This window comes from Amycolatopsis cihanbeyliensis (assembly GCF_006715045.1).
Lineage (GTDB): Bacteria > Actinomycetota > Actinomycetes > Mycobacteriales > Pseudonocardiaceae > Amycolatopsis > Amycolatopsis cihanbeyliensis.
In genome coordinates this window covers 1,254,275-1,276,568 of record NZ_VFML01000001.1, presented here as the reverse complement: position 1 = coordinate 1,276,568, position 22,294 = coordinate 1,254,275, and the positions used below count along the sequence as shown (strand labels likewise).

At 71.2% G+C, this 22,294-nt stretch carries 21 protein-coding genes; 13 read left to right on the top strand and 8 right to left on the bottom strand.

What is annotated here, in order from left to right:
• Positions 1-128 precede the first annotated feature (128 nt).
• The 8 genes from FB471_RS05430 to FB471_RS05400 all read left to right on the top strand — a co-directional run bounded on the left by FB471_RS05430 (position 129) and on the right by FB471_RS05400 (position 7,144).
• Positions 129-917 carry a hypothetical protein gene (locus FB471_RS05430; RefSeq protein ID WP_141996228.1) on the top strand — a complete coding sequence of 263 codons (789 nt, stop codon included), beginning with the start codon at positions 129-131 and terminating at the stop codon, positions 915-917.
• Positions 914-1,345 carry a site-2 protease family protein gene (locus FB471_RS35630; RefSeq protein ID WP_342779404.1) on the top strand — a complete coding sequence of 144 codons (432 nt, stop codon included), beginning with the start codon at positions 914-916 and terminating at the stop codon, positions 1,343-1,345. Before FB471_RS05430 ends, FB471_RS35630 begins: the two co-directional genes overlap by 4 nt.
• Positions 1,346-1,357: 12 nt before the next feature.
• Complete coding sequence (locus FB471_RS35625) at positions 1,358-2,092, top strand: CBS domain-containing protein (protein WP_342779403.1); 735 nt, start codon at positions 1,358-1,360, stop codon at positions 2,090-2,092.
• A gap of 262 nt (positions 2,093-2,354) precedes the next feature.
• Positions 2,355-3,641, top strand: a complete 1,287-nt coding sequence (locus FB471_RS05420; RefSeq protein ID WP_246076675.1) for a cytochrome P450 — start codon at positions 2,355-2,357, stop codon at positions 3,639-3,641.
• Between the two features lie 71 nt (positions 3,642-3,712).
• Positions 3,713-4,339, top strand: coding sequence for a class I SAM-dependent methyltransferase (locus FB471_RS05415; RefSeq protein WP_141996226.1), 627 nt, complete (start codon positions 3,713-3,715; stop codon positions 4,337-4,339).
• Between the two features lie 4 nt (positions 4,340-4,343).
• Positions 4,344-4,898 carry a TrmH family RNA methyltransferase gene (locus FB471_RS05410; protein WP_141996225.1) on the top strand — a complete coding sequence of 185 codons (555 nt, stop codon included), beginning with the start codon at positions 4,344-4,346 and terminating at the stop codon, positions 4,896-4,898.
• A 42-nt stretch (positions 4,899-4,940) separates the two neighbouring features.
• Positions 4,941-6,140, top strand: coding sequence for an MFS transporter (locus FB471_RS05405; protein WP_211357953.1), 1,200 nt, complete (start codon positions 4,941-4,943; stop codon positions 6,138-6,140).
• Positions 6,137-7,144 (top strand): sugar ABC transporter permease, encoded by a 1,008-nt coding sequence (locus tag FB471_RS05400; protein ID WP_141996224.1) that lies wholly within the window; start codon positions 6,137-6,139, stop codon positions 7,142-7,144. Before FB471_RS05405 ends, FB471_RS05400 begins: the two co-directional genes overlap by 4 nt.
• A gap of 19 nt (positions 7,145-7,163) precedes the next feature.
• Here FB471_RS05400 and FB471_RS05395 read toward each other — a convergent pair whose 3' ends face one another.
• From FB471_RS05395 to FB471_RS05380, 4 genes are read right to left on the bottom strand one after another with little or no spacing between them, the layout of a single operon-like run.
• Positions 7,164-7,970 (bottom strand): TroA family protein, encoded by an 807-nt coding sequence (locus FB471_RS05395; protein ID WP_141996223.1) that lies wholly within the window; start codon positions 7,968-7,970, stop codon positions 7,164-7,166.
• Positions 7,922-8,788, bottom strand: a complete 867-nt coding sequence (locus FB471_RS05390) for a metal ABC transporter permease (protein ID WP_141996222.1) — start codon at positions 8,786-8,788, stop codon at positions 7,922-7,924. The genes FB471_RS05395 and FB471_RS05390 overlap by 49 nt, the downstream gene beginning before the upstream one ends.
• Positions 8,788-9,441: a metal ABC transporter ATP-binding protein gene (locus FB471_RS05385; RefSeq protein ID WP_141996221.1), complete on the bottom strand. Its 654-nt coding sequence runs from the start codon at positions 9,439-9,441 to the stop codon at positions 8,788-8,790. Before FB471_RS05385 ends, FB471_RS05390 begins: the two co-directional genes overlap by 1 nt.
• The gene (locus FB471_RS05380) at positions 9,438-10,646 is read right to left on the bottom strand and encodes an acyl-CoA dehydrogenase family protein (protein ID WP_141996220.1); all 1,209 of its coding nucleotides are present in this window, start codon (positions 10,644-10,646) and stop codon (positions 9,438-9,440) included. The genes FB471_RS05385 and FB471_RS05380 overlap by 4 nt, the downstream gene beginning before the upstream one ends.
• 184 nt (positions 10,647-10,830) lie before the next feature.
• Here FB471_RS05380 and FB471_RS05375 point away from each other — a divergent pair, with 184 nt between their 5' ends.
• Together FB471_RS05375 and FB471_RS05370 are read left to right on the top strand one after the other, a co-directional pair.
• A complete protein-coding gene (locus FB471_RS05375) occupies positions 10,831-12,429 on the top strand; it encodes a CoA transferase (protein WP_246076251.1) in 1,599 nt (532 codons plus the stop codon).
• A complete protein-coding gene (locus tag FB471_RS05370) occupies positions 12,426-14,069 on the top strand; it encodes a class I adenylate-forming enzyme family protein (protein ID WP_141996218.1) in 1,644 nt (547 codons plus the stop codon). Before FB471_RS05375 ends, FB471_RS05370 begins: the two co-directional genes overlap by 4 nt.
• A 724-nt stretch (positions 14,070-14,793) precedes the next feature.
• On the opposite strand, the gene FB471_RS05365 is transcribed toward FB471_RS05370, so the two are convergent.
• Complete coding sequence (locus FB471_RS05365) at positions 14,794-16,032, bottom strand: PucR-like N-terminal domain-containing protein (protein ID WP_141996217.1); 1,239 nt, start codon at positions 16,030-16,032, stop codon at positions 14,794-14,796.
• Positions 16,033-16,486: 454 nt separating this feature from the next.
• Here FB471_RS05365 and FB471_RS05360 point away from each other — a divergent pair, with 454 nt between their 5' ends.
• Positions 16,487-17,545: a hypothetical protein gene (locus tag FB471_RS05360; RefSeq protein ID WP_141996216.1), complete on the top strand. Its 1,059-nt coding sequence runs from the start codon at positions 16,487-16,489 to the stop codon at positions 17,543-17,545.
• 36 nt (positions 17,546-17,581) lie between these two features.
• Here FB471_RS05360 and FB471_RS05355 read toward each other — a convergent pair whose 3' ends face one another.
• On the bottom strand, positions 17,582-17,953 hold the full coding sequence (locus FB471_RS05355) for an STAS domain-containing protein (protein WP_141996215.1): 372 nt from the start codon (positions 17,951-17,953) through the stop codon (positions 17,582-17,584).
• Between the two features lie 106 nt (positions 17,954-18,059).
• Complete coding sequence (locus tag FB471_RS05350) at positions 18,060-19,694, bottom strand: alkaline phosphatase D family protein (RefSeq protein WP_141996214.1); 1,635 nt, start codon at positions 19,692-19,694, stop codon at positions 18,060-18,062.
• Positions 19,695-19,786: 92 nt separating this feature from the next.
• Here FB471_RS05350 and FB471_RS05345 point away from each other — a divergent pair, with 92 nt between their 5' ends.
• Together FB471_RS05345 and FB471_RS05340 are read left to right on the top strand one after the other, a co-directional pair.
• Positions 19,787-20,620, top strand: coding sequence for a poly-gamma-glutamate hydrolase family protein (locus FB471_RS05345; protein WP_246076674.1), 834 nt, complete (start codon positions 19,787-19,789; stop codon positions 20,618-20,620).
• A gap of 87 nt (positions 20,621-20,707) precedes the next feature.
• Positions 20,708-21,592 (top strand): bile acid:sodium symporter family protein, encoded by an 885-nt coding sequence (locus tag FB471_RS05340; RefSeq protein ID WP_141996213.1) that lies wholly within the window; start codon positions 20,708-20,710, stop codon positions 21,590-21,592.
• A 10-nt stretch (positions 21,593-21,602) separates the two neighbouring features.
• On the opposite strand, the gene FB471_RS05335 is transcribed toward FB471_RS05340, so the two are convergent.
• Positions 21,603-22,136, bottom strand: a complete 534-nt coding sequence (locus FB471_RS05335) for a hypothetical protein (RefSeq protein WP_141996212.1) — start codon at positions 22,134-22,136, stop codon at positions 21,603-21,605.
• Positions 22,137-22,294 lie beyond the last annotated feature (158 nt).

The window sequence follows — 22,294 nt, the reverse complement described above, 5'->3', positions numbered from 1 at the left end:
GCAGATGAATAAATTCAAGATAGCTAACTACGTTCATACGTATGAACACTGGGTCGCCGCGGAATGGCACAGTTCAAGGCCGATCTGGATGGCCGCGGAGAGCCTGACCGGGCCTCGAGGTGTCCTCGGTGGTGCTGGAGGCACGCGGCCAGCTCGGGGTGGTCCACCAGCATCAGCACGAGAAGACGGGCGCGGTGTGGTCGCCGGCCACGGCCAGGCTGCTCTCGGTCTGCTGCTGCGCGGCCTGTGCCGCCGGCTGGGCCGCCGAGGGCGCCGAGCCCGCGCGGGTGCGGAGCCTGCCGGCGGAGCGGGTACGTGCGCTGATCGCCACGGGCGACCTCACCGAGGCGGCGGACCGGCTGCCGGAGGAGGTGCGGGAGCTGCTGCTGGCGACCCGGCAGCGGCACACAGGCGCCCTGCGCGCGGCCGTGCTCGAGGCCGTCGGGTCCGGGCGCCGGATCGCCCTGCACGGCGCCGTCGACCCGTGGGTGACCGGGGCGCTGCCCGGGCTCACCCCGCGGGCCGGGACGGAGGTGGACACCGTCGTGCTGCCCTGCTGGCGGCCGGGCGCGGGCACCGTGGACGCGGTGCGCACCGCCCGCGCGCGGCTTCCGTCCACAGTGGAGGTCGGTGCCTACGTCACGGCGGTGGCCGCCGAGCCGGTGCCGGGTATCCGAGGCTATGTGCGTGAGCTGGCCGCCACGGGCGCCGGGGAACCGCACCTCTACCACCTCGGCCTGGCCGGTCCCGCCCGCCGGCCCGATCTCCGCGTCGCCTGCTCCGCCACCGAGGAGGCCCTGAACGTGGCTTTCGAGGCATCAGACGTCCTAACCGTGCCGTTCGCGACATCCAACGTCCGGATCGCCACGTTCAGGGCGGTTTGTGGGGTGGTGGGGCGGGTAGCCGGTGGGGGATGAGAGCGACGATCCGCCTTGGTCGTATCGGTGGGGTGCGTGTCGGCATGCACTGGAGCGTGCTGGTGATCGTGCTCCTGCTGGTGGGGGTGCTGGGACTCGGGCAATGGCCGGAGATCTATCCCGGATACGGCACCGCCGTCTACCTGCTCGCGGGGGTGGTGGCGGCTCTGCTGTTCGTCTCCTCGCTGCTTGCCCACGAACTCGCGCACGCCCTCGTGGCCACCCGGCTCGGGGTGGAGGTCGACGGCATCACGCTGTGGCTGCTCGGTGGGGTCGCCTCGCTGCGCGGGGAGGCCCGTACGCCGCGCGCGGACCTGTGGATCGCCGCCGTCGGACCGGCCACCAGCGTGCTCGCTGGCGGTTTCTTCACGCTTATCGCCTGGCTGGTCGCCGTGGCCGAGGCGCCGGTGCTGGTCTGGGGCGTCTGAGTCTATCTCGCATTGATCAACTTCCTGCTGGCCGTGTTCAACCTGATCCCGGCCGCGCCGCTGGACGGCGGGCGGATCCTGCGGGCCGTGCTGTGGGGCAGGCTGAAGGACCGCAACCGGGCCGCGGTGTGGAGCGCGCGGGCCGGGCGTGGGTTCGGCTTCGCGCTGATCCTGCTCGGCGTGGTCGTGGTGGTCACCGGGACGTTGTCCGGGCTGTGGTGGATGCTGATCGGTTGGTTCATCGTCACGGTCGCCAGCGCGGAGGAGCGCCAGGCCGACATGGGCTCGGTGCTCGCCGGGCTGCGGGTGCGCGATGTGATGACGCCGGACCCGGACACCGCGAACGCCGAGCTCAGCGTCGCCGACTTCATCCGGGACGTGGCCATGGTGCGCAGGCACTCGGCGTTCCCGCTCAGGGAACCGGGGGACGGTATCCAGGGCATGATCACTCTCGGCAGGTTGAAGGCGGTGAGTGCCGAGCGAAGGGCGGAGACCCGCCTGCACGAGGCGGCCTGCCCGATGGTGGAGGTGCCCACCGCGCGGCCGGACGAGGAACTGGTGGCGCTGCTGCCGCGGATGTACGGCTGCGCGGACGGCCGGGCGCTGGTGTTCGACAACGGCGACCTGGTCGGCATCGTGTCACCGACCGACATCAGCCGGGCAGTCTCGCTCCGCGGACTCGGGGTGAGCTGGCGTGATGGGGCCGATCTCACCTCGGGCGGAGGCGGCGGCTGGGGTCGTGGTTGACGGTGTCACACACCGGGATGTCCATTGAGGACTACTGTTGCGTGTGCCGTCCACAATGGCCGACGTGTCGGCGGAGCAGAACCCGACTCCGTGTGCCCGCCGGCCGAGCGTGCGGCGAAACAGCGGGGTGACCGGATCGCGGTCGATCACTGATGGTGATCATGTCGACCCGTAGCGTTCGTTCACCGCCCGGATGGCGGCCGGCGGCGTCGGCGCGAACCCGAAGGAGTACGGTCGAGGCGTGGGGAGCATAAAGTCACGCCTGGTGTCGTGGTTCATGCGCTGGTACCTGGCGCGTACCGGCAAGAAGGGTCTCGACCTCTCCAAGATGCCGTTCGTGCCGGAGCCCGCGCTGGTGCCGCTCCGGCGCAACGAGCTCGACCCGGTGCCCGAACTCGGCGAGCGACGCGTGCGGGAGCCGGTGAGCAAGTTGCCGCTCCCGTTCGGCATGAACGTCTGGCTCGTCACCGGCCACGACGCCGCCAAGACCGTACTGAGCAGCACAAAGGACTTCAGCAACGACTTCGCCAACCTGGTCGGCCAGGCCGGCGCCGACGTCAACCACAACCCTGGCGGGCTCGGGTTCGCGGACCCGCCGGTGCACACCCGCCTGCGCAAGCTGCTGACCCCGGAGTTCACCATGCGCAGGCTGTCCAGGCTCACCCCCGGCATCCAGCAGATCGTGCAGGAGCGGCTGGACGCCATGGCCGCCGCCGAGGGGCCGGTGGACCTGGTGCAGGAGTTCGCCATGCCGATCCCTTCCCTGGTGATCTGCGAGCTGCTCGGGGTGCCGTACGAGGACCGGGACGATTTCCAGCACCTGGCCGAGGCGCGGTTCGACCTGTTCGGCGGGGCGGGGGCCTCGCTCGGCGCGATCTCCGAGTCGCTGGAGTACCTGCGCGGTGTCGTGCGCCGGCAGCGGGAGTCCCCTGGGGACGGCCTGCTCGGCATGATCATCAGGGAGCATGGCGACGAGGTCGACGACCTGGAGCTGGCCGGCCTCGCCGACGGCGTGCTCACCGGCGGGTTCGAGACCACCGCCAGCATGCTCGCCCTCGGCGCGCTCGTCCTGCTGCGGGACCCGGACAGCTTCCAGCTGGTGCACGACGATGACGAGGCGGTGCCCGGGTTCGTCGAGGAACTGCTGCGCTACCTCACCGTCGTACAGGTGGCCTTCCCCCGGTTCGCCCGCGAGGACGTCGACGTGGCCGGGACGACGATCGCCAAGGGCGACATGGTGGTGGTCTCGCTCAGCGGTGCCGACCGGGACGACTCGCTGGGCACGGACATGGAACGTTTCGACCCGCGGCGGCCGGCCACCTCCCACCTGGCCTTCGGCTACGGCGTGCACCGGTGCATCGGCGCCGAACTGGCCCGGATGGAGCTGCGCGCCGCCTACCCGGCCCTGGTGCGCCGTTTCCCCGAGATGCACCTGCGGGTCGCCCCGGAGGAACTGACCTTCCGCAAGGTGTCGATCGTCTACGGCGTCGAGTCCCTGCCGGTGCTGCTGACGAAGTCCGTGCCCACCTCGCAACCGGTCGCCACGTAACGGCGACCGCGGACGCGGCGCTGCCCGTTGTTACGATATGCGGTCGGGCGTGACGAGGAGGAGCCGGACGGGTGGCCGAGCAGGGGCAGCACTACTTCTCGGCGGTACCCCGGGCGGCGTCGGCCGGCGGTACCGTCCAGCTCCGGCTGCCCGATGTCGAGCTCGATCTGCGCACCGACACCGGAGTGTTCTCGCATGCCAGGCTCGACGCCGGTACCCGGGTCCTGCTCGAGTACGCGCCGCAGCCCGCGGTCCGGGCCGACATCCTCGACCTCGGCTGCGGCTACGGCCCGATCGCGCTGACCCTGGCCGCCCGGCGCAAGCGGCTGCCGGTGTGGGCGGTGGACGTGAACGAGCGCGCCCTCGGCCTGGTTCGGGCGAACGCCGCGGCGGCGGGGCTCGGCAACGTCACGGCCTGCCTGCCCGACGAGGTCCCCGCGGGCATCCGGTTCGGCACCATCTACTCCAACCCGCCGATCCGGGTCGGTAAGGCTCGACTGCACGCCCTGCTCCACCGCTGGCTGTCCCTGCTCCACCCGGACGGCGCCGCCTACCTCGTCGTGCAGAAGCACCTCGGCTCGGACTCACTCGCGGCCTGGTTGACCGATCAGTGTTTCCCGACCACCCGGCTGACCTCCCAGCGCGGATACCGGATCCTCGAGGTCCGGGCCGCGGCCGACCAGACAGCGACGGAGTAACCGAATGCGCCAGCTCCGCGGAACCGAACTCAAACGCCTGCACCGCACCTGGAAGCGGCAGAGCTCCACCCGGGTGGCGTTGCTGCTGGAAGGGGTGCAGTCCCCGTTCAACGTCGGCGCCATCGTGCGCACCGCCGCCGCGTTCGGGGTCGGCCGGCTCTACCTGGTCGGTGCCGCCACCTCCCCGCGCAACCCCAAGGCGCAGAAGACGGCCATGGGCACCGACCGCTACCTCGACGTGCAGGAGTTCACCGAGCTCGCGCCCGCGCTCAAGCAGGCGAGGGCGGATGGTTACCAGGTGGCCGGGCTGGAGCTCGCCGAGGACGCGGTACCACTGCACGAGCTGGACCTCACCGTGGACACCTGCGTCGCCGCGGGGCACGAGGATCGCGGGTTGACCGCGGAATGCCTTGCCGCCTGCGATGTCGTCACCTTCGTCCCGCAGCTGGGTCGGGTCGGCTCGCTCAACGTGGCCACCGCCACCGCCATCGCCTGCTACGAGGCCCGCAGGCAGGAGTGGGCGGGGTCCGGGAACTGTGCCGAGGCCCTCGCCGACTGATCCGGGGGACCGATCCGGGGGACCGAGACTGGGAGGAGACCGGTGACGCAGGCGCGGGACGGCGGAGACAGCACGGCAGGCGAGTCGGGGCCGGTACGGGGGTTGCCCGCGCTGCTGACCGTGGCGATGGCACTGTCCATGCTGCCGCTGTTCCTGCTCGGCGCGCTGGGCCCGTACCTGGTCGAGGAGTTCGATATCGCGGCCCCGTTGCTCGGGGTCGTGGTGACGGTCGGCTTCGCGGTCGCCTCGGTGCTGTCGCTGATGATCGGGCCCGCCGTGGGTGCCCTCGGGCCGCGGCGTTGCCTGATCGGGATGTTCGGTGTCACGGCCGTGATGCTGGCGGTGTTCGCCATCGCTCCGGCTTACGGGTGGCTGGTCGCCGCGGTCGCCGGTTCCGGTATCGGGCAGGCACTGGCCAACCCGGCCACCAACCAGCTCATCGCCACCCGGGTACCCGCGCCGCGCCGGGCGGGCGTGACCGGGTTGAAGCAGTCCGGCGTGCAACTCGGCGCCTTCTTCGCCGGGCTACCGCTGGCGGCGCTCGCTGCGGCCGCGGAATGGCGCATCGCGGTGGGCCTGGCCGCGGCCACCGCCCTGCTCGCCGCGTTCGCGGCGCTGATCGTGCCTGCCGACCGGCAGCCCGCCCGGCTGCCCGTGCTGACCGCCGCGCGCCCCCGCGGCGACGCGGCCTGGCTGGCGGGGTTCTCGGTGCTGCTCGGTGCCGGTATCTCCGCGGTGAACACCTACATAGCCCTCTACGGGACCAGTCAGCTGGACATCTCCGCCGGCGTGGCGGGCGGCCTGATCGCCGCGCTGGGCATTGCCGGGATCGTGGGCCGGATGGGCTGGTCCGCGGTTGCCGCGCGGCGCGGGCTGCCCGGCGCACTACTGGCGCCGCTGGCGCTCGGGGCCGTGCTGGCCGCGCTGTTGCTGGCCGCGGCCGCCCCGTTCGGTTCGGCCTTCGCCTGGGTGGGCGCGGTCGGCGTCGGTGCCTTCGCGGTGGCCGCCAACGCCGTCTCGATGGTGACCGTGATCACCACCGCACGCCCGGAACAGGTCGGCAAGGACTCGGCGGTGGTGGCGGCCGGGTTCTTCGCCGGGTTCGCGGTCGGTCCGCCCGCGCTCGGCATGCTGGCGGCGGCCGCGGGCGGCCGGTACGAGGCCGGCTGGTTGCTGGTCGCCGTCGAGTTCCTCGGTGCGGCCGGCGTCGCCTGGTGGTGGCGTCGGCGGAGGGCCGCGTGACCCGGTGGCGGGCGGACGCGCTCGCCCGCGCCCTCGAGCGGGTGGCGAGCACCGAAGCCGAGGTGGGCATGCGGTTTCCCCTGCACGCCGATCCGCGGGACGGGACGTGGGTCACCACCCGGCGCGGCTCCTGGACCGGCGGGTTCTGGGCGGGCCAGCTGTGGCTGCGGGCGCGGTTGACCGGAGTGGCCGAGCATGCGCGGGCCGCCGCCGACTGTGCTGCCCGCCTGGCGCCGTGGGCGGAGGCGGACACCGCGACCAGGGGGCTGATCCTCTGGTACGGGGTGGCCGCGGGCGGCAGGCTGGGTGTGTCCACGGCGGCCGATGAGCCCGCCAGGGCCGGTGCGGAGCAACTGCGGCGCACCTTCGATCCCGCGGTGGGCACGCTGCCATGGGGCACCGCCTTCGGTGATCCGGCGGAACCCGTGATCGCCAGGGTGGACGGGGTCGCCGGTACGGTCCCACTGCTGTGCTGGGCCGGGGAGGCCGGCGCCGTCGCGGCCCGGCGGCACCTGCGCACCCACCTCGAGCTGTGCGTCACCCCCGCCGGATCGCGCCCGGCCTGGCAACGGGAGGCCGGCGGCTGGGCACCACGGGCGCAACCGCCTGCCGGGTGGAGCAGGGGAGAGGCCTGGCTACTGCTGGCGCTCGCCGATGCCGCACACTGGCTGGACCCCGGATTCGGGCGACACGGCCGGGAGCTGGCCGCCCGGTGGGCGGGCGGCGTGCCGCCGGCGGTGCGGGAGCGGCCGGACAGCCCGCCGGACACCTCGGCCGCGGCGATCACGGTGGTGGCACTGGCCAAACTCGGGCAGCGGGCGGCCGCCACCGCCCTGCTGAAGGAACTGGTGGACGGGCACCGAACCGGTGCGGGCGGCCTCGGCGACGGCTGCCACGACCTGGCGCGGGGCCTTGCCACCCGGCACGAGCTGGTGTGGGGCGACTACTTCCTGCTGCTCGCGCTGGCGATCCTCACCGGCGCGGTGCCCGCGCATGCGCTGTGATCCGGCCCCGCGGCGGACGTCAGCCCCGCAGGGCGGCGATGATCCGCTGTGCGGTGGTCCGGTACACCGACAGCAGCTCCATGTCCTCGCCCGGGTAGTTGCTCAGGCCCAGCTGCCGCGCCGAGGAACCGGGCAGCACGGTGCCGGTGCTCATCTGCTCGTTGTCGAAGACGAACTCCGGTTCCTTGGCGGACAGTTCGGCCAGCTGGCGCGCGGTCACCGGTCCGGGACCGTAGGTACCGAGCACCTCGGCTCCGGCAAGCTGCGCGGCGAAGCCCAGGAACGCCTGATGCACCACCTTCGGTGGTTTCCCTTCCCGCCACGCGTCCCGCACCTCGGAGCTCAGCCGGTCGTACTCGGTCTCGAACCCGCCGATCCAGGACTCCGCGGCCTGCTCGGTGCCGAACATCCCGGCCAGCCTGCGGATCTCGGCGGTCATCGTGTCCCGCGCGTTGTCCAGCTTCAGCTCCACCAGTTCGGCCGAGGAGCCCGCGGCGTCCTTGAGCTTGCCCGCGAAGCCTTCGAACGGCGCGTACAGCACGTAGTCCGCCTCGGCGACGGCGGCGAGGTCGGAGGGTTTCGGGTCGTAGTCCGGCGCGTGCTTGATCGAGGGCGGCACGATCACCGTGACGTTCGTGGCGCCCGCCGCCCGCGCGAAGGCACCCTCCCACGCGCTGGCCGCGACCACCCCCGGCCCCTCGCCTCGCCCCGCCGGTGCGTTCTCCTCCGCGTCGCCGCCCGCGGAGCCGCACCCGGCCAGCAGCAGGGCGCCCGCGGTCAGTGCGAGGAGGCGGGCGCGACGTTCTGCCCGCGCGATGAGGCCCATCGATGTTTTCTCCAATCGGGGAGTAGATGAACGGCGAGGGCAACCGCCCCCGCCAGCAACACCAGTACCGGCCCCGGCGGGAAGTCCAGCGCCAGGGCGAGCAGGAAACCCGCGAGGTTGACCAGCAGGCCGACGATCACCGCGGCCAGCACCATGCCGCGCAGCGAGCTGGCCAGGCGGCGCGCGGCCAGTGCGGGCAGCAGGGTGAGCGCGTCCACCAGCAGCGCACCGGTCAGCCGGATCGCGCCGGCGACCGAGACGGCGACCAGTAACAGCAGCACCAGGGTGAGCCGGTCTACCCGCACCCCGGAACAGGCCGCCAGCTCCCGGTCGTGCAGCAGCAGCGCGAGCTGGCGGCGGCGCAGCAGGAACAGCCCGGGGATCAGCACCGCGAGCGTGCCGAGCAGCACCACGTCACCGGTGCGGGTGGCCAGGATCGAACCCCACAGCAGTTCGAAGGCGCCATTGGCGTTCACCCCGGAGACCGAGAGCACCAGCAGGGCCGCCGCGATCGCCAGGCTCATCAGTAGCCCCATCGCTCCGGAAAGGCCGGAGGGGCTGCGGGCCAGCGGGGTGAGCGCCGCGCCGGAGGCCGCGCAGGCCACCAGCGCGCACAGCAGCGGGTCGAGGCCGAGCAACATGCCCACCGCGATCCCGAGCAGCGCCACATGCATCATCGCGAACCGCACCGGCATGATGTCCAGGCCGATGATCACCACGCCGATGATCGGCAGCCCGATCGCGCCGAGCGCCAGGGCGAGCAGCCCGCGCTGCACCGGTGGTAGCTCCAGCAACTGGAGGAACGTCTCGACGCTCATCAGCGGGTTACCTCGGCGGGGAGTTCGCGCAACTGCCCGTCGGCCATCTCCAGCACCCGGTCGCAGTGCCGGGCCAGCGCGCGGTCGTGGGTCACCACCAGCACGGTGACCGGCAGCGCGGCGAGCAGCTCGGCGGTGTCCTCCTGGCCGGCGAAGTCCAGTGCGGCGGTCGGCTCGTCGGCCAGCAGCAGGGTGGCGCCCGCGGCGACACAGCCCATCGCGCGGGCCAGGTACATGCGCTGCAACTGGCCGCCGGAGAGGGTGTGCACCGGTTGCTCGGCCAGCACGCCGACGCCGAGCCGGTCCGCAGCGGCCAGCGCCTCGGCCTTCGCGCCGCTGCTCGCCAGCAGTTCCCCGGCCAGCAGCGGGAACCGGCCCGCGACCTGCCGTTGCGGGATCCACGCCGCGACCCGCCTGCGCCGGTCCCAGTCCGCGGCGGTACGCGCCCGGTGCCCGTCCACCTCGACGGTGCCGGCGCTGGTCGGGTGCAGGCCGAGGATGGACCGCAGCAACGTGGTCTTGCCGGACCCGTTGGTGCCGGTCATCGCCACCCGCTGCCCCGGCTCGACGCTCAGGCCGACCTCACGCACGACCCTGCGCCCACCATGGGCGCAGCACACACCCGTCAGGGTGACTCGCGCTCCGACCGTCACTCTTCGCTCCCTCGTATCGTGTCCTCGAGCAAGTCGTTCCCGCGGCCTGTTTGGTTCCCGGCCGTCGCGTACTCGCGCAGCAGCCGGCGGGCTCCGCTGCTGATGTGCAGCTCCTCGGCGCCGTCGAGGATCCGGGCGGCGCGCGCGGTGCGCAGCAACCGGGGCAGCCCGCTGGCCGCGGTGAGCCCCTCGGCGCCGTAGGCCTGTACCGCGCTGTCCGCGGCGGTGGACAGCGCGCGGGCCGCCGCGACCTTCGCCATGCTGACCTCCACTGTGGACGGTTGGCCGGCCGCGACAAGGCCAGCGGCCTGCTCGCTGAGCAGCCGTGCGCCACGCACTTGCAGCTCGGCCTCGAACACCAGGCGTTGCATCAGCTGCCGGTCGGCCAGCGTGTCCGCGCCGAGCCTGCGCTCGCGCAGCCTGGCCGCGAGCCGCTCGACGGCCCGCTGGGCCTGCCCGACCCAGCGCAGCGCCCGCAGCGTGCGGCCGAGTGCCAGCCGTTCGCCCGCCAGCCGCAGCCCGCCGCCGCGTGGGCCGATCAGGTGCGTGGCGGGGACGGCGACCCGGTCGAACTCGAGCTCGTACTGCCCGCCCACGCCGAGCACGTCCAGCTCCCGCACGATCCGGAATCCGGTGGCCCCGGTCGGCACCGCCAGCACCGAGAAGCAGTCGCGCGGCGCCGACTCGGTCTCGGTGCGGGCCACCACCAGGACCATCTCGGCGTGCGCCGCAGCCGAGGTGAACCACTTGCGCCCGGTGATGGTCCACCCGCCGTCCACGCCCTGCCGCGCCTCGGTGCGCAGGCCGTGCGGGTCGGAACCGGCCACCCCGGGCTCGGTCATCGCGTAGGCGATGTGTCGTTCGCCGTCCACCAGCCCGGGCAGGATCCACTCGCGCAGGGCGGGATCGGCGTGTGTGGCCAGCATCCGGACGTTGAGCAGGCTCGCCGAGCCCAGCACCTCCGGCCCGTGGTCACTGCGGCCCTCGTCCTCGGCGAGGCCGAGGTAGTCGGCCAGCGGCAGGCCCGCGGCACCTGGCTCGGCGGGCAGTGGCAGGGCCCACAGGCCCGCCTCCTTCGCGGCCGCCCGCAGCCGGGACCGCGTTTCCTCGGCACGGGCACCGTCTTCCAGCGCGTCCTCCGCCGGGATGACCCGGGTGTCCACGAAGTCGCGCAGCCTGCGGCGAAGACTTTCGCTGTCCTCCATACGACGTAATCACACCTTTAGGGGAACTCGAACGAGTGTGGGGCCGACTCTGTGATCACAACACGTGGTCTTGATCCTGGGTGGAGGCCAAGGCATGGCGAGTAGTGAATCAGTAATTGCCCCACGAACACAGGTTCTTACGGGTGCCCGGGCCGGCGTCGCCGGTGCCGGTGCCGCCGCCCGCGTGCTGGGCGAGCATCTCGCCGCGCTGGGAGCCGAGGTGCGGTGGGAGGACCCCCCGTCCGCCGATGTCGAGGCCGCCGTGCGGCTCCTCCCCCCGGAGGGCCCGCCCCGCGAGCTCGTCGTGGGCAAGGCGGGTCCGGTCGCGGAACCGGGCCTCGTGGACGAGGCCACGGCGCAGGCGGTGTGCGGGGTGATGCACGTCCACGGGCGCCGTTACGGCGCACCGCGGGGCCTGGCGATCGACTACTGCGGGGTTACCGCCGGGGTGCTCGGCACGACCGGGTTGCTTGCCGGGATGCTCGCCGGGGAGGCCGGTCCCACGGTGGTGCGTACCAGCCTTGCCGAGGCCGCGTTGCTCACGATCTCCCAGTACCTCGCCGGGGCCGGTGCCGAGGATCCCGAGGTGGTCGAGCTCTCGCCGGGTGGGCCGCCGTTCGTCAGCGCCGACGGGGTGCGGTTCGAGGTGGAGGCCCTGCAGCCGGAGCCGTGGGCCCGGTTCTGGGCCGAACTCGGTGCGCACACCGCGGACATCCGGGCCGGCTGGCGGCCGTTCCAGTTCCGCTACGCCACCGCCACCGCCCCGCTGCCGCCCGCGTTGCACGAGGCGGCGGCGGGCCGGACCTTCGCCGAGCTCACCGTGGCCGCCGCGCGGGCGGAGGTGTCGGTGTGCCGGTTGTACTCGGTCGCCGAGCACGCGGCCGAGCTCGGTGCGACCCCGGATGTCCCGTGGCTGGTCGAACCGACCGCGGGCGGCCTGCCCCGCGCCGGCGTGCCCGGCGGGCGGACCGACCCGCTGCGGGGCACCGTGGTGCTCGAGGCCGGGCGGCGGATCCAGGCCCCGCTCGCCGCGCATGTGCTGCGGCTGCTCGGTGCCGAGGTGACCCGGATCGAGCCGCCGGGTGGCGATCCGTTACGGGGGATGCCGCCTTGTACCGGCGGCCTTTCGGCCCGCTGGCTCGCGCTGAACCGGGGCAAGGACGCGGTGGAGCTCGATATCAAGTCTCCCGAGGATCGGCAGCGGTTACACGCGCTGGCGGCACGGTCCGATGTGTTCCTGCACAACTGGGCGCCGGGCAAGGCGGAGCAACTCGGCCTCGGCGCGGCGGACCTGCCCGCCGGGTTGGTCTACGCCTACACCTCCGGCTGGGCCGGCCGGGAGCTGGCCGACCTGCCGCCCGGCACCGACTTCATGGTGCAGGCACGCACCGGGCTCGCCGAGTTGGTCGGGCCGCCGGACCAGCCGCCCGCCCCGTCCCTGCTGACCGTGCTCGACGTGCTCGGTGGCCTGCTTGGTGCCGAGGCGGTCCTCGCCGGGCTGTTGGTGCGGCGGCAACACGGCACCGGGGTAGCGGTGGAGAGCAGCCTGCTCGGCGCCGCGGGCACGGTGCGTGCCGCCACCGGCCGGTCCGGACCGCCGGGTTTCCGGCAACCCGTGCCCGTGGGCCAGGGCTGGGCCGTCCGGCCGGATGACGGATCCGGCCACAGCGTCGGCGTCACCACCGATCTGGCGGACCTGCCGGCTGATCCCCGGATGAGCGAGGTGCTGGACCGCGATGAGCACGGTTGCCCCGCACTGCGCGCGCCCTGGAGGTTCGCATGACCACCGCGGAGCAGCCGAGAACCGGCCGGTACGCCGACCTCGTACCGGCCTCGGTACGCCGCTCGTGGTCCGCGGCGGGCAACTATCCGGACCGCGACCTGTACACGTTGTTCAGCGAGCAGTGTGCGGCGGCACCGGGCAGGCCCGCGGTGATCGACGCGGATGGCGAGGTCAGCTACCTGGAGTTGGACGAGATGGCGCGCGGCCTCGCCGCCGGGCTGGCCGGGCTCGGTGTCGGACCCGGCGATGTGGTCGCGGTGCAGCTGCCCAACGGGCGGCTTGCTTGTGTCACCGATCTCGCGATCGCCGCGCTGGGTGCGGTGGCGTTGCCCTACCCGGCCGGCCGTGGCCAGCGGGAGGCGGCGAGCCTGCTCGCCCGGTCCGAGGCCGTGGCCGTGATCACCGTGACCGAGTACGGCGACTTCCCGTGCGCCGAACGGATTCGCGCGCTCGCCACCGAGCTGCCCACGTTGCGTGCCGTGGTGGCGGTCGGTACCGAAACGCCACGCGGCTGCGTCCCGATGCACGCCCTGCTCGCCGGGGGAACGCACGGTTTCCGGCCCGCACAGCCGGACCCGGACGGCCCGGCCAGGATCCTGGTCACCTCCGGTTCCGAGGCGGAACCGAAGATGGTGCTCTACTCGCACAACGCGCTGGCCGGCGGGCGCGGCGCCATGATGGCCGGGCTGCGCCGGGATTCCACCCCGATGCGCAACCTGTTCCTGGTTCCGCTGGCCTCGGCCTTCGGCAGCAGCGGTACCGCCGTCACGCTCGCCGCCTTCGGTGGGACCCTGCTGTTGCAGCCGCGGTTCGACGCGGGCACGACCTTGGAGCTGATCCACCGCGCGCGCCCCACCCACCTGCTCGGTGTGCCGACCATGCTGCGGATGGTGTTGGACCACCCGGACTTCGCCGGTACCGACACCAGCAGCCTGCATGCGGTGGTGCTCGGCGGTTCGGTGCTGGACGAGCCGACCGTACGGCGCGGCCGGAACGCGCTGGGGTGCCCGGTGATCAACCTGTACGGCTCGGCCGACGGCGTGAGTTGTCACACCGCGCTCGACGACCCGCCGCCGCGTGCGACCACGGCCGGCCAGCCCAATCCCGCGGTGGCCGAGGTGCGGATCGTGGACACCGAGCTGCGGGAGGTGCCTCGCGGTGAGATCGGCGAGATCGTGGCGCGCGGCCCGATGACCCCGCTGTGCTACGTGGCCGCCCCCGAACTCGACCAGCGCTACCGCATCGACGGCGGCTGGGTGCGCACCGGTGACCTCGGCCTGATCGACGCGGAGGGCTACCTCCTCGTGGTGGGCAGGCTCAAGGACGTGGTGATCCGTGGCGGGATGAACCTCAGTCCCGCCGAGGTGGAGGCCATGCTGATCACCCATCCGGCGATCACCGACGTGGCCTGTGTCCCGGTCAGCGACCCGGTGCTGGGGGAGCGGTTGTGTGCGTGCGTCGCCAGCACCGGGTCACCGACCCTAGCCGATCTCACCGACCACCTCGGCCGCGCCGGTCTCGAGCAGCGCAAGTTCCCGGAGAAACTGCTCCTGCTGCCCGCGTTGCCGTTGGGGGCGGCGGGGAAGGTCGATCGGCGCGCGCTGCGCGCGGAGGCGGAACTGCGCGCGACCGACCGGTAGCCCAGGCGGTCGCGCGCGTACGCCGCTCACCTCCCCACTACCGCCCACCGTGTTTGCCGCCCACGCGCACGCGTTGGCCATTCCCGCGCACGAGTTTGCTGCTCACGTAACCGTGTTTGCCATTCATGTAGGCGAGTTTGCCGTTCGCGGGGTGTCGGTTGAGGTGGCGGGTGGCGGGGGCGGTTGTGGTGTCGTTTCGGGCACGCCTTCGGCGCGCCGTGAGGCACTGGCGCTCCCCGGATCACCCCTGGCAGGCCTGTTCGCCAGCGCCAGCACCCCACGGAACGAGACTCCCCGCCGCGCCGACCACCCCGGTCATTTCGAACACACATTCGGGTGAAAACCAACCAGTATTGCCGTCTCCACCACATTCTGTCGGGGATTTCGATATCATTGAGGGCGTGGAAAGATACCGTTCCGATCCACATACGGATCCCCCGGACGACGACAGAACCCCCCCGGGGACTTAGAAGCCAACGAGCGGGTGATCGCTCGGGCCGAAGCGTGGAGGGTGATGCTACTGACCCGATTCGCCCAGGAAGGTGGGGCGCGCGAATCGGTGGTGAAGGAAGTGGCCGGGCGGGTGCGGTGGACCCCGCACCGGGTCGAACGCACCCTCGCCCTGGGGCGGCGACATCCACACCAACCCACCCCAACCCCTCCACGAACCCCTCACCCCAGAACCAGACGACACCCCACCGTTCTAGCAAGAGATGGAGGCTGGTCAGTTGGCTCCGGTCGGGCTTTCGCCCTGCATGGAACGCAGTAGCGCGCGGGTGCGGAGCACGATCTCGGCCTCGAACCGGAACGTGGGATCGGCAAGCCGGTCACCGAGCAGTTCGTCGAGTTGGCGCAGCCGGTTGCGTGCTGTTTGCGGGTGAATCCCCAGTGTTGAGGCGACCTCGGGAGCGCTGCGGCCCCAGGATGCCAACAGCGCGTCCAGGGTTTCCTCGAGCCGCTGTGCCTTCCCCGAGGCAAGGGCGGTCAGGCTACCGAGCGCGTGTTCGGACAGTACGTCGCTGATCTGGTCATTGGCCAGCAACAACACGGCGTTGCCGAGATGCTCGGTGGCGGGTACAAGACCGGCCAGGTCGGCGAGCCCCCGGTTGGCGAGTCGGAGCACCAGCCGGGCGCAGTTCATCGACAACCACGCCTTGCGCAGCGGCACCGTCGGGCCGAGTACGGTGGTCCGGCCGCGCAGCGCCGCCTCCACCTCGCCGAGTGTGCCGTTGGCGTCCGGGTCCGGCAGCAGCAGGTGCAACTCGCTGCCACGGGGCAGTACCAGCACCGAGTCGTCAAGCTCGGCGAGGACGCCGGAGTCGCCATTGCTTGGTTTCCTGGTGGTCAAACAGGCGATGCTGGTCGGCAGTGCCCACTCGGCCTGCGCCGCGAGTGGTTCCAGCGAGGCGGCCGGATCGGGGTCGCGCTCGAGCAGCCGTTCGGCGAGTGCCCGGCGCTGTCGGGAACGCTGACCCGAGCTCTGCGACTCCGCGTCGGCGAAGCCCCGCACCGACTCCTCGGCCAGCGCGTTGATGTGCGCCAGTACCGCCTCGCTCAACGACAACACGGTGTCCGTGGGCAGCGCGGCGGCGCGGGCGATCTCGACATAGCGATGGCAGGCCACCCGCGCACCCACCCGGTAGGCGGCCTGCAACAGGTCCATGCTGCGGCCGACGCGGAACTCCGTCCTGCCAAGGCCGCGGAAGAACACCACATTGTCCCGTTGCGAGCCGTCCGGGTTCTCGATGAGCTCCACGAACTGGTGCAGGGCCCTACGCACGGCCGCGACCAGGTCGCGGCCGAACGCGGAGTCCAACGGCCTGCGATAGCCTCGAACCTGCTGCCGAATCACCTCAATCATTTCCAGCGCGATGCCGTCCAACCGTGGCCGCAGCACGGTCGCGACCTCGACGGGCAGGTCCCGCCACGGTTGGTTGGCAAGAGATCTTCCGGACACCTGCATGATGCCGCTCCCTTGCGCCGGCCGGAATCCACTCCTCGTGCAGGACTTGCCGAACAGGCTAAATTGTCAACGGATTGAGGTCAAAACTCCGCAGATTCGTCCGAACTTGAGTGCCGGGCACTCACCGGTACGTGACATCTTCCGGAAGGGTAAGGCTCAGGCCGCACCGTGTCCGGTGGTCAGCACCGGCCAGGAACAGCGGTTGGGAACAAGAGAAAGATCATTTTATGGACGGCGATGAACGCTCGAACGGCAAATGTCACCCCGGATGACACCAGCGACGGGTGTGCGCTCGGCGGGCAGCGTGTCTGTATCGGCCGTGACAGGCCGGTGGGCGAGAGCACGAGTATTCGTGCTACTTGACCGGTTCACGTCAGCTTCCGCTGTGGAGTCGCGTATCTCGGTAGTAATTTCGTTCCCGACGCGTTCATTGCTCTCCGGAAAGGAGTTTCGGGTGCGCGGAGTAACGCATTCTCGAAATCGTGCCCGTGCGGCGTTCGCCGCGCTGCTGGTGGGAACGTTCGTGCTGGTCGTGCCGAGCGCGGCCGGAGCCGATTCGCCGCGGGACCAACGGAACGGGACGGAGGTGGTTTCCGGTGAGCCGCGGATCGTGCACAGGCAGAGCCTGCCGGACGGCTCCGAACGGACCACGGTACGGATCGGGCCGTTGACCATGAAACCGCACGAAGGTGGCGGACACGACCACGGCGTCAGACCGACGCACGGGCCGGACGAGCCCATGCACGGCACGCACACGCGGGCACTGGCGTTGCTGTTGCCGCCCTGCGTGAACTGCTACATCACCGGAATCCAGCCAGACCTCAGCTACGCCGACGGGAGTTCGGCGAACTACCACAGTGGAGCGATGCTGCACCATGCGGTCTTCTTCGACAGGTCCAGATCGGATGTCACCTGCCAGGACGGCTGGGTGGGTCTCGCCGGGCGCCGGATCTTCGCCACGGGCAACGAACGCACCGGTGGCGCCCTACCGGATGGCTACGGCGTGCGGTACGGCTTCCTGCCGCTTACCTACGTGGCGCTCGAGCTGATGAATATGAAACCCGAGGAACAGCGGGTGTTCTTCGAGGTGACCATGACGCACGTTCCGGCCGGCACTCCCGGGATGGATGAGGTCACACCCGTCTGGCTGGACGCCGACAACTGCCGCCTTTCCGAGCACAGTGTTCCGGAAGGGGAGTCGAACACCAGGTGGGAATGGACGTCCACGATCGAAGGCACATTCAAAGGCGCGGGCGGCCACATCCACGACGGCGGCGAGTCGATCACATTGTCTAATTTGGATACTGAAGAGGAGATCTGTTCGTCCCGGGCCGGCTACGGTTCCATCCCGGAGTACGAAGGGCACATCGAGTCGATGAGTACCTGCCTCGGTCCGGATCTCGGGTCGGTACGGGAGGGTGAGCGGCTCGGCCTGCACAGCGTGTATCACTCGAGTTATCCGCAGGACGACGCCATGTCGATCATGGTGGCGTTCGTCGACGAGAACGACTGAGCGGGCAGGGCCCTGGCGACCGCCTTCGCGCGCCGGTCAGTCGAACCGGCGCGCCTGCTCCAACGCCTCCCGCAACGAGGTGTGCACCGGGATGCTGTCGCAGAACCCGAACAGCCGTAGCGGGCGCAGCACGGCGTGCTGGGTCGCCACGACGCCCAGCCGTACCCGCCCTCGGGTCGCGTCCCTGGTGTCGGCGAGGATCGAAAGGCCGGTGGAGCCGAAGAACTCGACGCTGGACAGGTCGATGACCAACGCGGCAGGGTCCGTGGCCAGCTCGCCTCCGATGGCCCGGCGGACGGTATCGGCGGTCGCAAGGTCGATGTCACCGTTGACGTGTACGACCCCGACCCGGCCGTGCCGCCGGGCATCGGCGAAAGCGCAGGGTTGGTGTCCGATCAGTGACGACATGTTCGACCCTCCCTTGGCTCGATGAGGCCCAGCCTAGGGGAGCGGCCGTGAGGTCACGATGAAGTCGCGAGAAGATAACGAATGAACGTTGCCTGTTCGGTGCCGGTCAGCCTACCGGGCCGTCCGCCGCGCGCACCCGCTGTGACCCGCTCGCGGTGGCCATCGACCTGCCGTAACGGACTCCGGACGTGGGACTGAGCCGGTCGTTCAGGTAGTACCAGTCCACCTGCACCCGGTCAGGGTCGACATCCACCACCGAGTAGCCGTGCGAGTCCAACTCGACATACTCCAGGTGCCAGTTGCGGGTGCGCAGGGCCGCCTCGGCGAGCGGGGACACCGTGCGCGGCGCGACCTTCAGGATGTCGTCGATGTTGTCGCTGGTGACGGAGGTGGTGACGAACTCGGTCGCCGCGCTGTTGCGGTTCCACCAGTAGCTCGAGCGGTCCAGCGGTATGTCCGCGGCCCAGGAGGAGTGGATGTCGCCGGTGAGGAACACCGTGTTGGTTACCCGGTTGTCCGCCAGCTGCCCGAGCAGTTCCTGCCGGTCGGCGGTGTAGCCGTCCCAGGCGTCGGCGTTGGCCGCCACGCTGCCGACCGGAAGGCCGATCAACTCGCCGAGCGCTTCGAGGAACCGGGCCTCGATATTGCTCAGCGAGATCGGTGTGATCATCACTGAGTTGCCGACCAGCTTCCAGCGCGCATCGCTTTCGGCCAGCCCCGAGGTGAGCCAGGCCATCTGCGGGTCCCCGGTGATGGTGCGGTCCGGGTCGCCGGGATCACCGGAGGACGGGGTGGTCTGTTTCGACCGGTAGCTTCGCAGGTCCAAAAGGGACAGTTCGGCGAGCCGGCCCCAGCGGAAGCGGCGGTAGATCCGCCCTTCCGGACCCATCCGCACCGGCATCCACTCGAAGTACGCCCGGTGCGCGGCCGCCTTGCGCGCGGCCCACGGCCCCTCGTCCGGCTGATGGTTCTCGGCGCCGCCGGACCAGGTGTCGTTGGCGTACTCGTGGTCGTCCCAGGTGATGAACCACGGCACGGCACGGTGCAGCGCCTGCAGGTCGGGGTCGCTCTTGTACTGCGCGTGCCTGCGCCGGTAGTCGGCAAGGCCGAGGATCTCCGTGGCGGGCTCATGCGGCCGTACGGTGACCCCGCGGGCCCCGTAGCCACCCACCGGATACTCGTAGAGGTAGTCGCCGACGTGCAACACGCCGTCCAGGTCCGAGCGGGCGGCGAGGTGCCGGTACGCGGAGAAGTATCCGGCCTGCCAGTTGGAGCAGGAGACCAGCCCGAGCCGCAACCTGGCCACGTCGGCTTCGGTGGCCGGCGCGGTGCGGGTGCGGCCGGCGGGGGATCGCACTCCGTCGAAGGTGAAGCGGTAGTGGTACTCGGTACCCGGCCGGAGCCCGCCTGCCGCCACCTTCACGGTGTGGTCGCGTTCCGGTCCGGTGGTCGTGGTACCGGAGGCGACCACGGTGCCGAAGCCGGGGTCGGTGGCCACCTCCCAGCCCAGCTCGACGGTGGGCCCCGCACCCGAACCGGGTGTGGCGTCGGGGGTGGGCGTGACCCGGGTCCAGAGCAGGACGTTGTCCGGGAGTGGATCGCCGGAGGCGACACCGTGCGCGAACTGGGGCGCGGCGGCGTTCACCGGGCCGGCCAGGGCCGCCGGCACGAGCAGGGCCCCGCCCGCGATGGCGGAGGTACGGAGAAAGGTACGTCGGTCGAACGACATGGTGGGAGTCACGTCCCGCAGTGATACATAAAGTACGTGAACGTCACACCCGCTGTTCGGATGAACTTCCCCCGAACTCCCAGCGGAGGGTTTACTGGTTGACTGTGGAAGCCGATCGCAGGACCCTGCTCGGGATGATCACCGGTGTGCCGCTGCTGTTCGGTGGGCCGCCGGCGGCGCGGGCCCAGCCGACCACCGCCGAGGATCGCTACGGTTCGAACACCGAGCTCTACGCCGATCCGAACCTGGTCGAGGGCGTCGACTACGCCCGTCGCTACCGCAGGCACGCGATCCGGGACGACAGCGAGCCCGACGCCGGCCCGGTACCGAAGACCGTGGTCATCGCCGCGCACGGTGGTGGGATCGAGGGCGGCACCTCCGAACTGTGCCTCGGGATCGCCGGGTACCACCCCGCGAGCCTCGAGCCGTGGCCGGCCGCCGGACCGGTGCACGATTACTGGATGTTCGAGGGCGTGCGGGACGACGACAACGGCGAGCTCCACGTCACCAGCACCCACTGCGATGATCCGGTCGCCCTGTCCTGGTGCGGTGGGGCACTGAACGCGGTCAGCCTGCACGGCTGCACCCCCGCGGCCATCGACGAGCCGCCGGGCAGTGAGGCGGTGCTGGTCGGCGGCGCCGCCGACCAGCCGAACCCGATGAAGCGATCGCTGCTGGAGCGGCTGCGTGCCGCCGGGTTCGACGCCCGCGACGCGGCCGGCTACCCCGAACTCGGTGGCCGGTCAGCACAGAACATCGTGAATCGCACCCTGCTCCGGATGGGCGGGCAGCTCGAGCTCAGCACGCCGTTGCGCAGGTCGATGTTCGGCACCTACAGCAGCTCCCGGCGCAAGCACACCACCACCGCGGTGTTCTGGCGATTCACCGCGGCTGTGCGGGAGGCGATCATGGCGGTGGAGGCCGGCCAACCCGGCTGAGCACCGCGCCCACCGGCCCGGGCTGGACCGGCGCCCGCCGCGGTGCCAGGCTGATCCGCAGGATCCGGCCCGCCCGGGAGGTCACCCGTGGAATCCTCGATCGCCACCACCGTGTTGCTGCCGGTCGCGCTCGCCGTGATCATGTTCGGGCTCGGGCTCTCGCTCACCGTCAAGGACTTCGCGAGGGTGCTGGCGTATCCGCGGGCGGTGCTGGTGGCGCTGGGCTGCCAGATCGTCCTGCTGCCCGCCGCCTGCTTCGGCCTGGTGCACCTGCTCGGGCTGGCGCCGGAGCTCGCGGTCGGGATGATGCTGCTCGCGGCCTCGCCGGGCGGGACGACGGCCAACCTGTTCAGTCATCTCGCGCACGGGGACGTCGCGCTGAACATCACCCTGACCGCGGTCAACTCGGTGCTCGCGGTGGTCACCCTTCCGGTGGTGGTGAACCTGTCCCTGGACTACTTCCTCGGGGACGGCGCCGCCATCGGGTTGCAGTTCGGCAAGACGCTCCAGGTGTTCGCGATCGTGCTGATCCCGGTCGTACTGGGCCTCCTCGCCCGCAGCAAGGCGCCGGGCCTTGCTGCCAGGGCGGGGCGGCCGGTCAAGCTCCTGTCGGTGATCTTCCTGGTCGCCACCATCGCGGCCGCGGTGTTCCAGGAGCGCGCCAACATCGCCGGGTACCTCGCCGACGTCGGGGTGGCCGCGGTGCTGTTCAGCGGGCTCTCCATCGCGGTGGGGTATCTCGCGCCACGCCTGTTCCGGGTCGGCGTGCGCCAGTCGATCGCGGCGGCGATGGAGATCGGCATCCACAACAGCGTGCTGGCGATCACCGTGGCGCTCAGCCCGGTGTTGCTGAACAACCCGCGGATCGCGATCCCGGCCGCGGTGTACGGGGTGGTCATGTTCGGCACCGCGGGCGCCTTCGGTTACCTGATCAGCAGGCGAGTCCGGGCGCCCGCGGAGCGGCCGGGGTGACCGCTCCGGCTCAGCAGCCCTTGCCGAGCAGTTCCAGCGCGAAGTCCTGGACCTCGCCGCCGTGGACGACGAACCGGTAGCCCGCCTCCGGGTTGCCGGGAACCGGGGTCGTGTAGAGGAAGTCGAACACGCTGTCCTGCTCCAGGTAAGGGTACGCCGCCAGCAACCGCTGGAAGCTGTGACCGCGCCGGATGAGTTCCGGGGTGCGCATCTTGCTCGTGCCGCCGATGACGTACACCCCGTCGGTCTCGGAGATGAATATCCCGCTGCTTCGCGGCATCGTCCCCTCACCGGGCACGAAATGGTAGTAGCTGCACTCGCCGTGGTTCTCGCCGCCGGTCAGCAGCCCGGTGGCCACCGCGTCCTGTTCGGACATGCCCAGTTTCAGCGACTTGTACCCGTCCGGGCCCAGCACCCGGGCGTGCCCGTTTTCCTGGGTGGCCGGTGTCTCGCCGGCCGAAGCCGGACCCGTGGCCAGGCCCGTGCTCACCACAAGGGCCAGCACCAGGAACAACGATCTCGATCCGATTCTTCGCACGTTCATCTCCCCTCACGCTGCCGGAGTATGCCTCTCGGTAGCCCCCGCTGCTGAGGAGACGGTTCGGCGCGGCCGGAGGTTGCCACCGCTCGCCGCTGTGAACGGCCAACGTGGATGTGGGGGGCCAACACATGCACACGCATGCGTTGGCCCCCCACGCGCGC

Excerpts from the sequence above, each read along its gene's own strand:
- FB471_RS05335 (WP_141996212.1), bottom strand. The coding sequence starts at position 22,136 with ATGAACGTGCGAAGAATCGGATCGAGATCGTTGTTCCTGGTGCTGGCC.
- FB471_RS05365 (WP_141996217.1), bottom strand. The coding sequence starts at position 16,032 with ATGCAGGTGTCCGGAAGATCTCTTGCCAACCAACCGTGGCGGGACCTG.
- FB471_RS05390 (WP_141996222.1), bottom strand. The coding sequence starts at position 8,788 with ATGAGCGTCGAGACGTTCCTCCAGTTGCTGGAGCTACCACCGGTGCAG.
- FB471_RS05355 (WP_141996215.1), bottom strand. The coding sequence starts at position 17,953 with ATGTCGTCACTGATCGGACACCAACCCTGCGCTTTCGCCGATGCCCGG.
- FB471_RS05370 (WP_141996218.1), top strand. The coding sequence starts at position 12,426 with ATGACCACCGCGGAGCAGCCGAGAACCGGCCGGTACGCCGACCTCGTA.
- FB471_RS05410 (WP_141996225.1), top strand. The coding sequence starts at position 4,344 with ATGCGCCAGCTCCGCGGAACCGAACTCAAACGCCTGCACCGCACCTGG.
- FB471_RS05380 (WP_141996220.1), bottom strand. The coding sequence starts at position 10,646 with ATGGAGGACAGCGAAAGTCTTCGCCGCAGGCTGCGCGACTTCGTGGAC.
- FB471_RS35630 (WP_342779404.1), top strand. The coding sequence starts at position 914 with ATGAGAGCGACGATCCGCCTTGGTCGTATCGGTGGGGTGCGTGTCGGC.
- FB471_RS05395 (WP_141996223.1), bottom strand. The coding sequence starts at position 7,970 with ATGGGCCTCATCGCGCGGGCAGAACGTCGCGCCCGCCTCCTCGCACTG.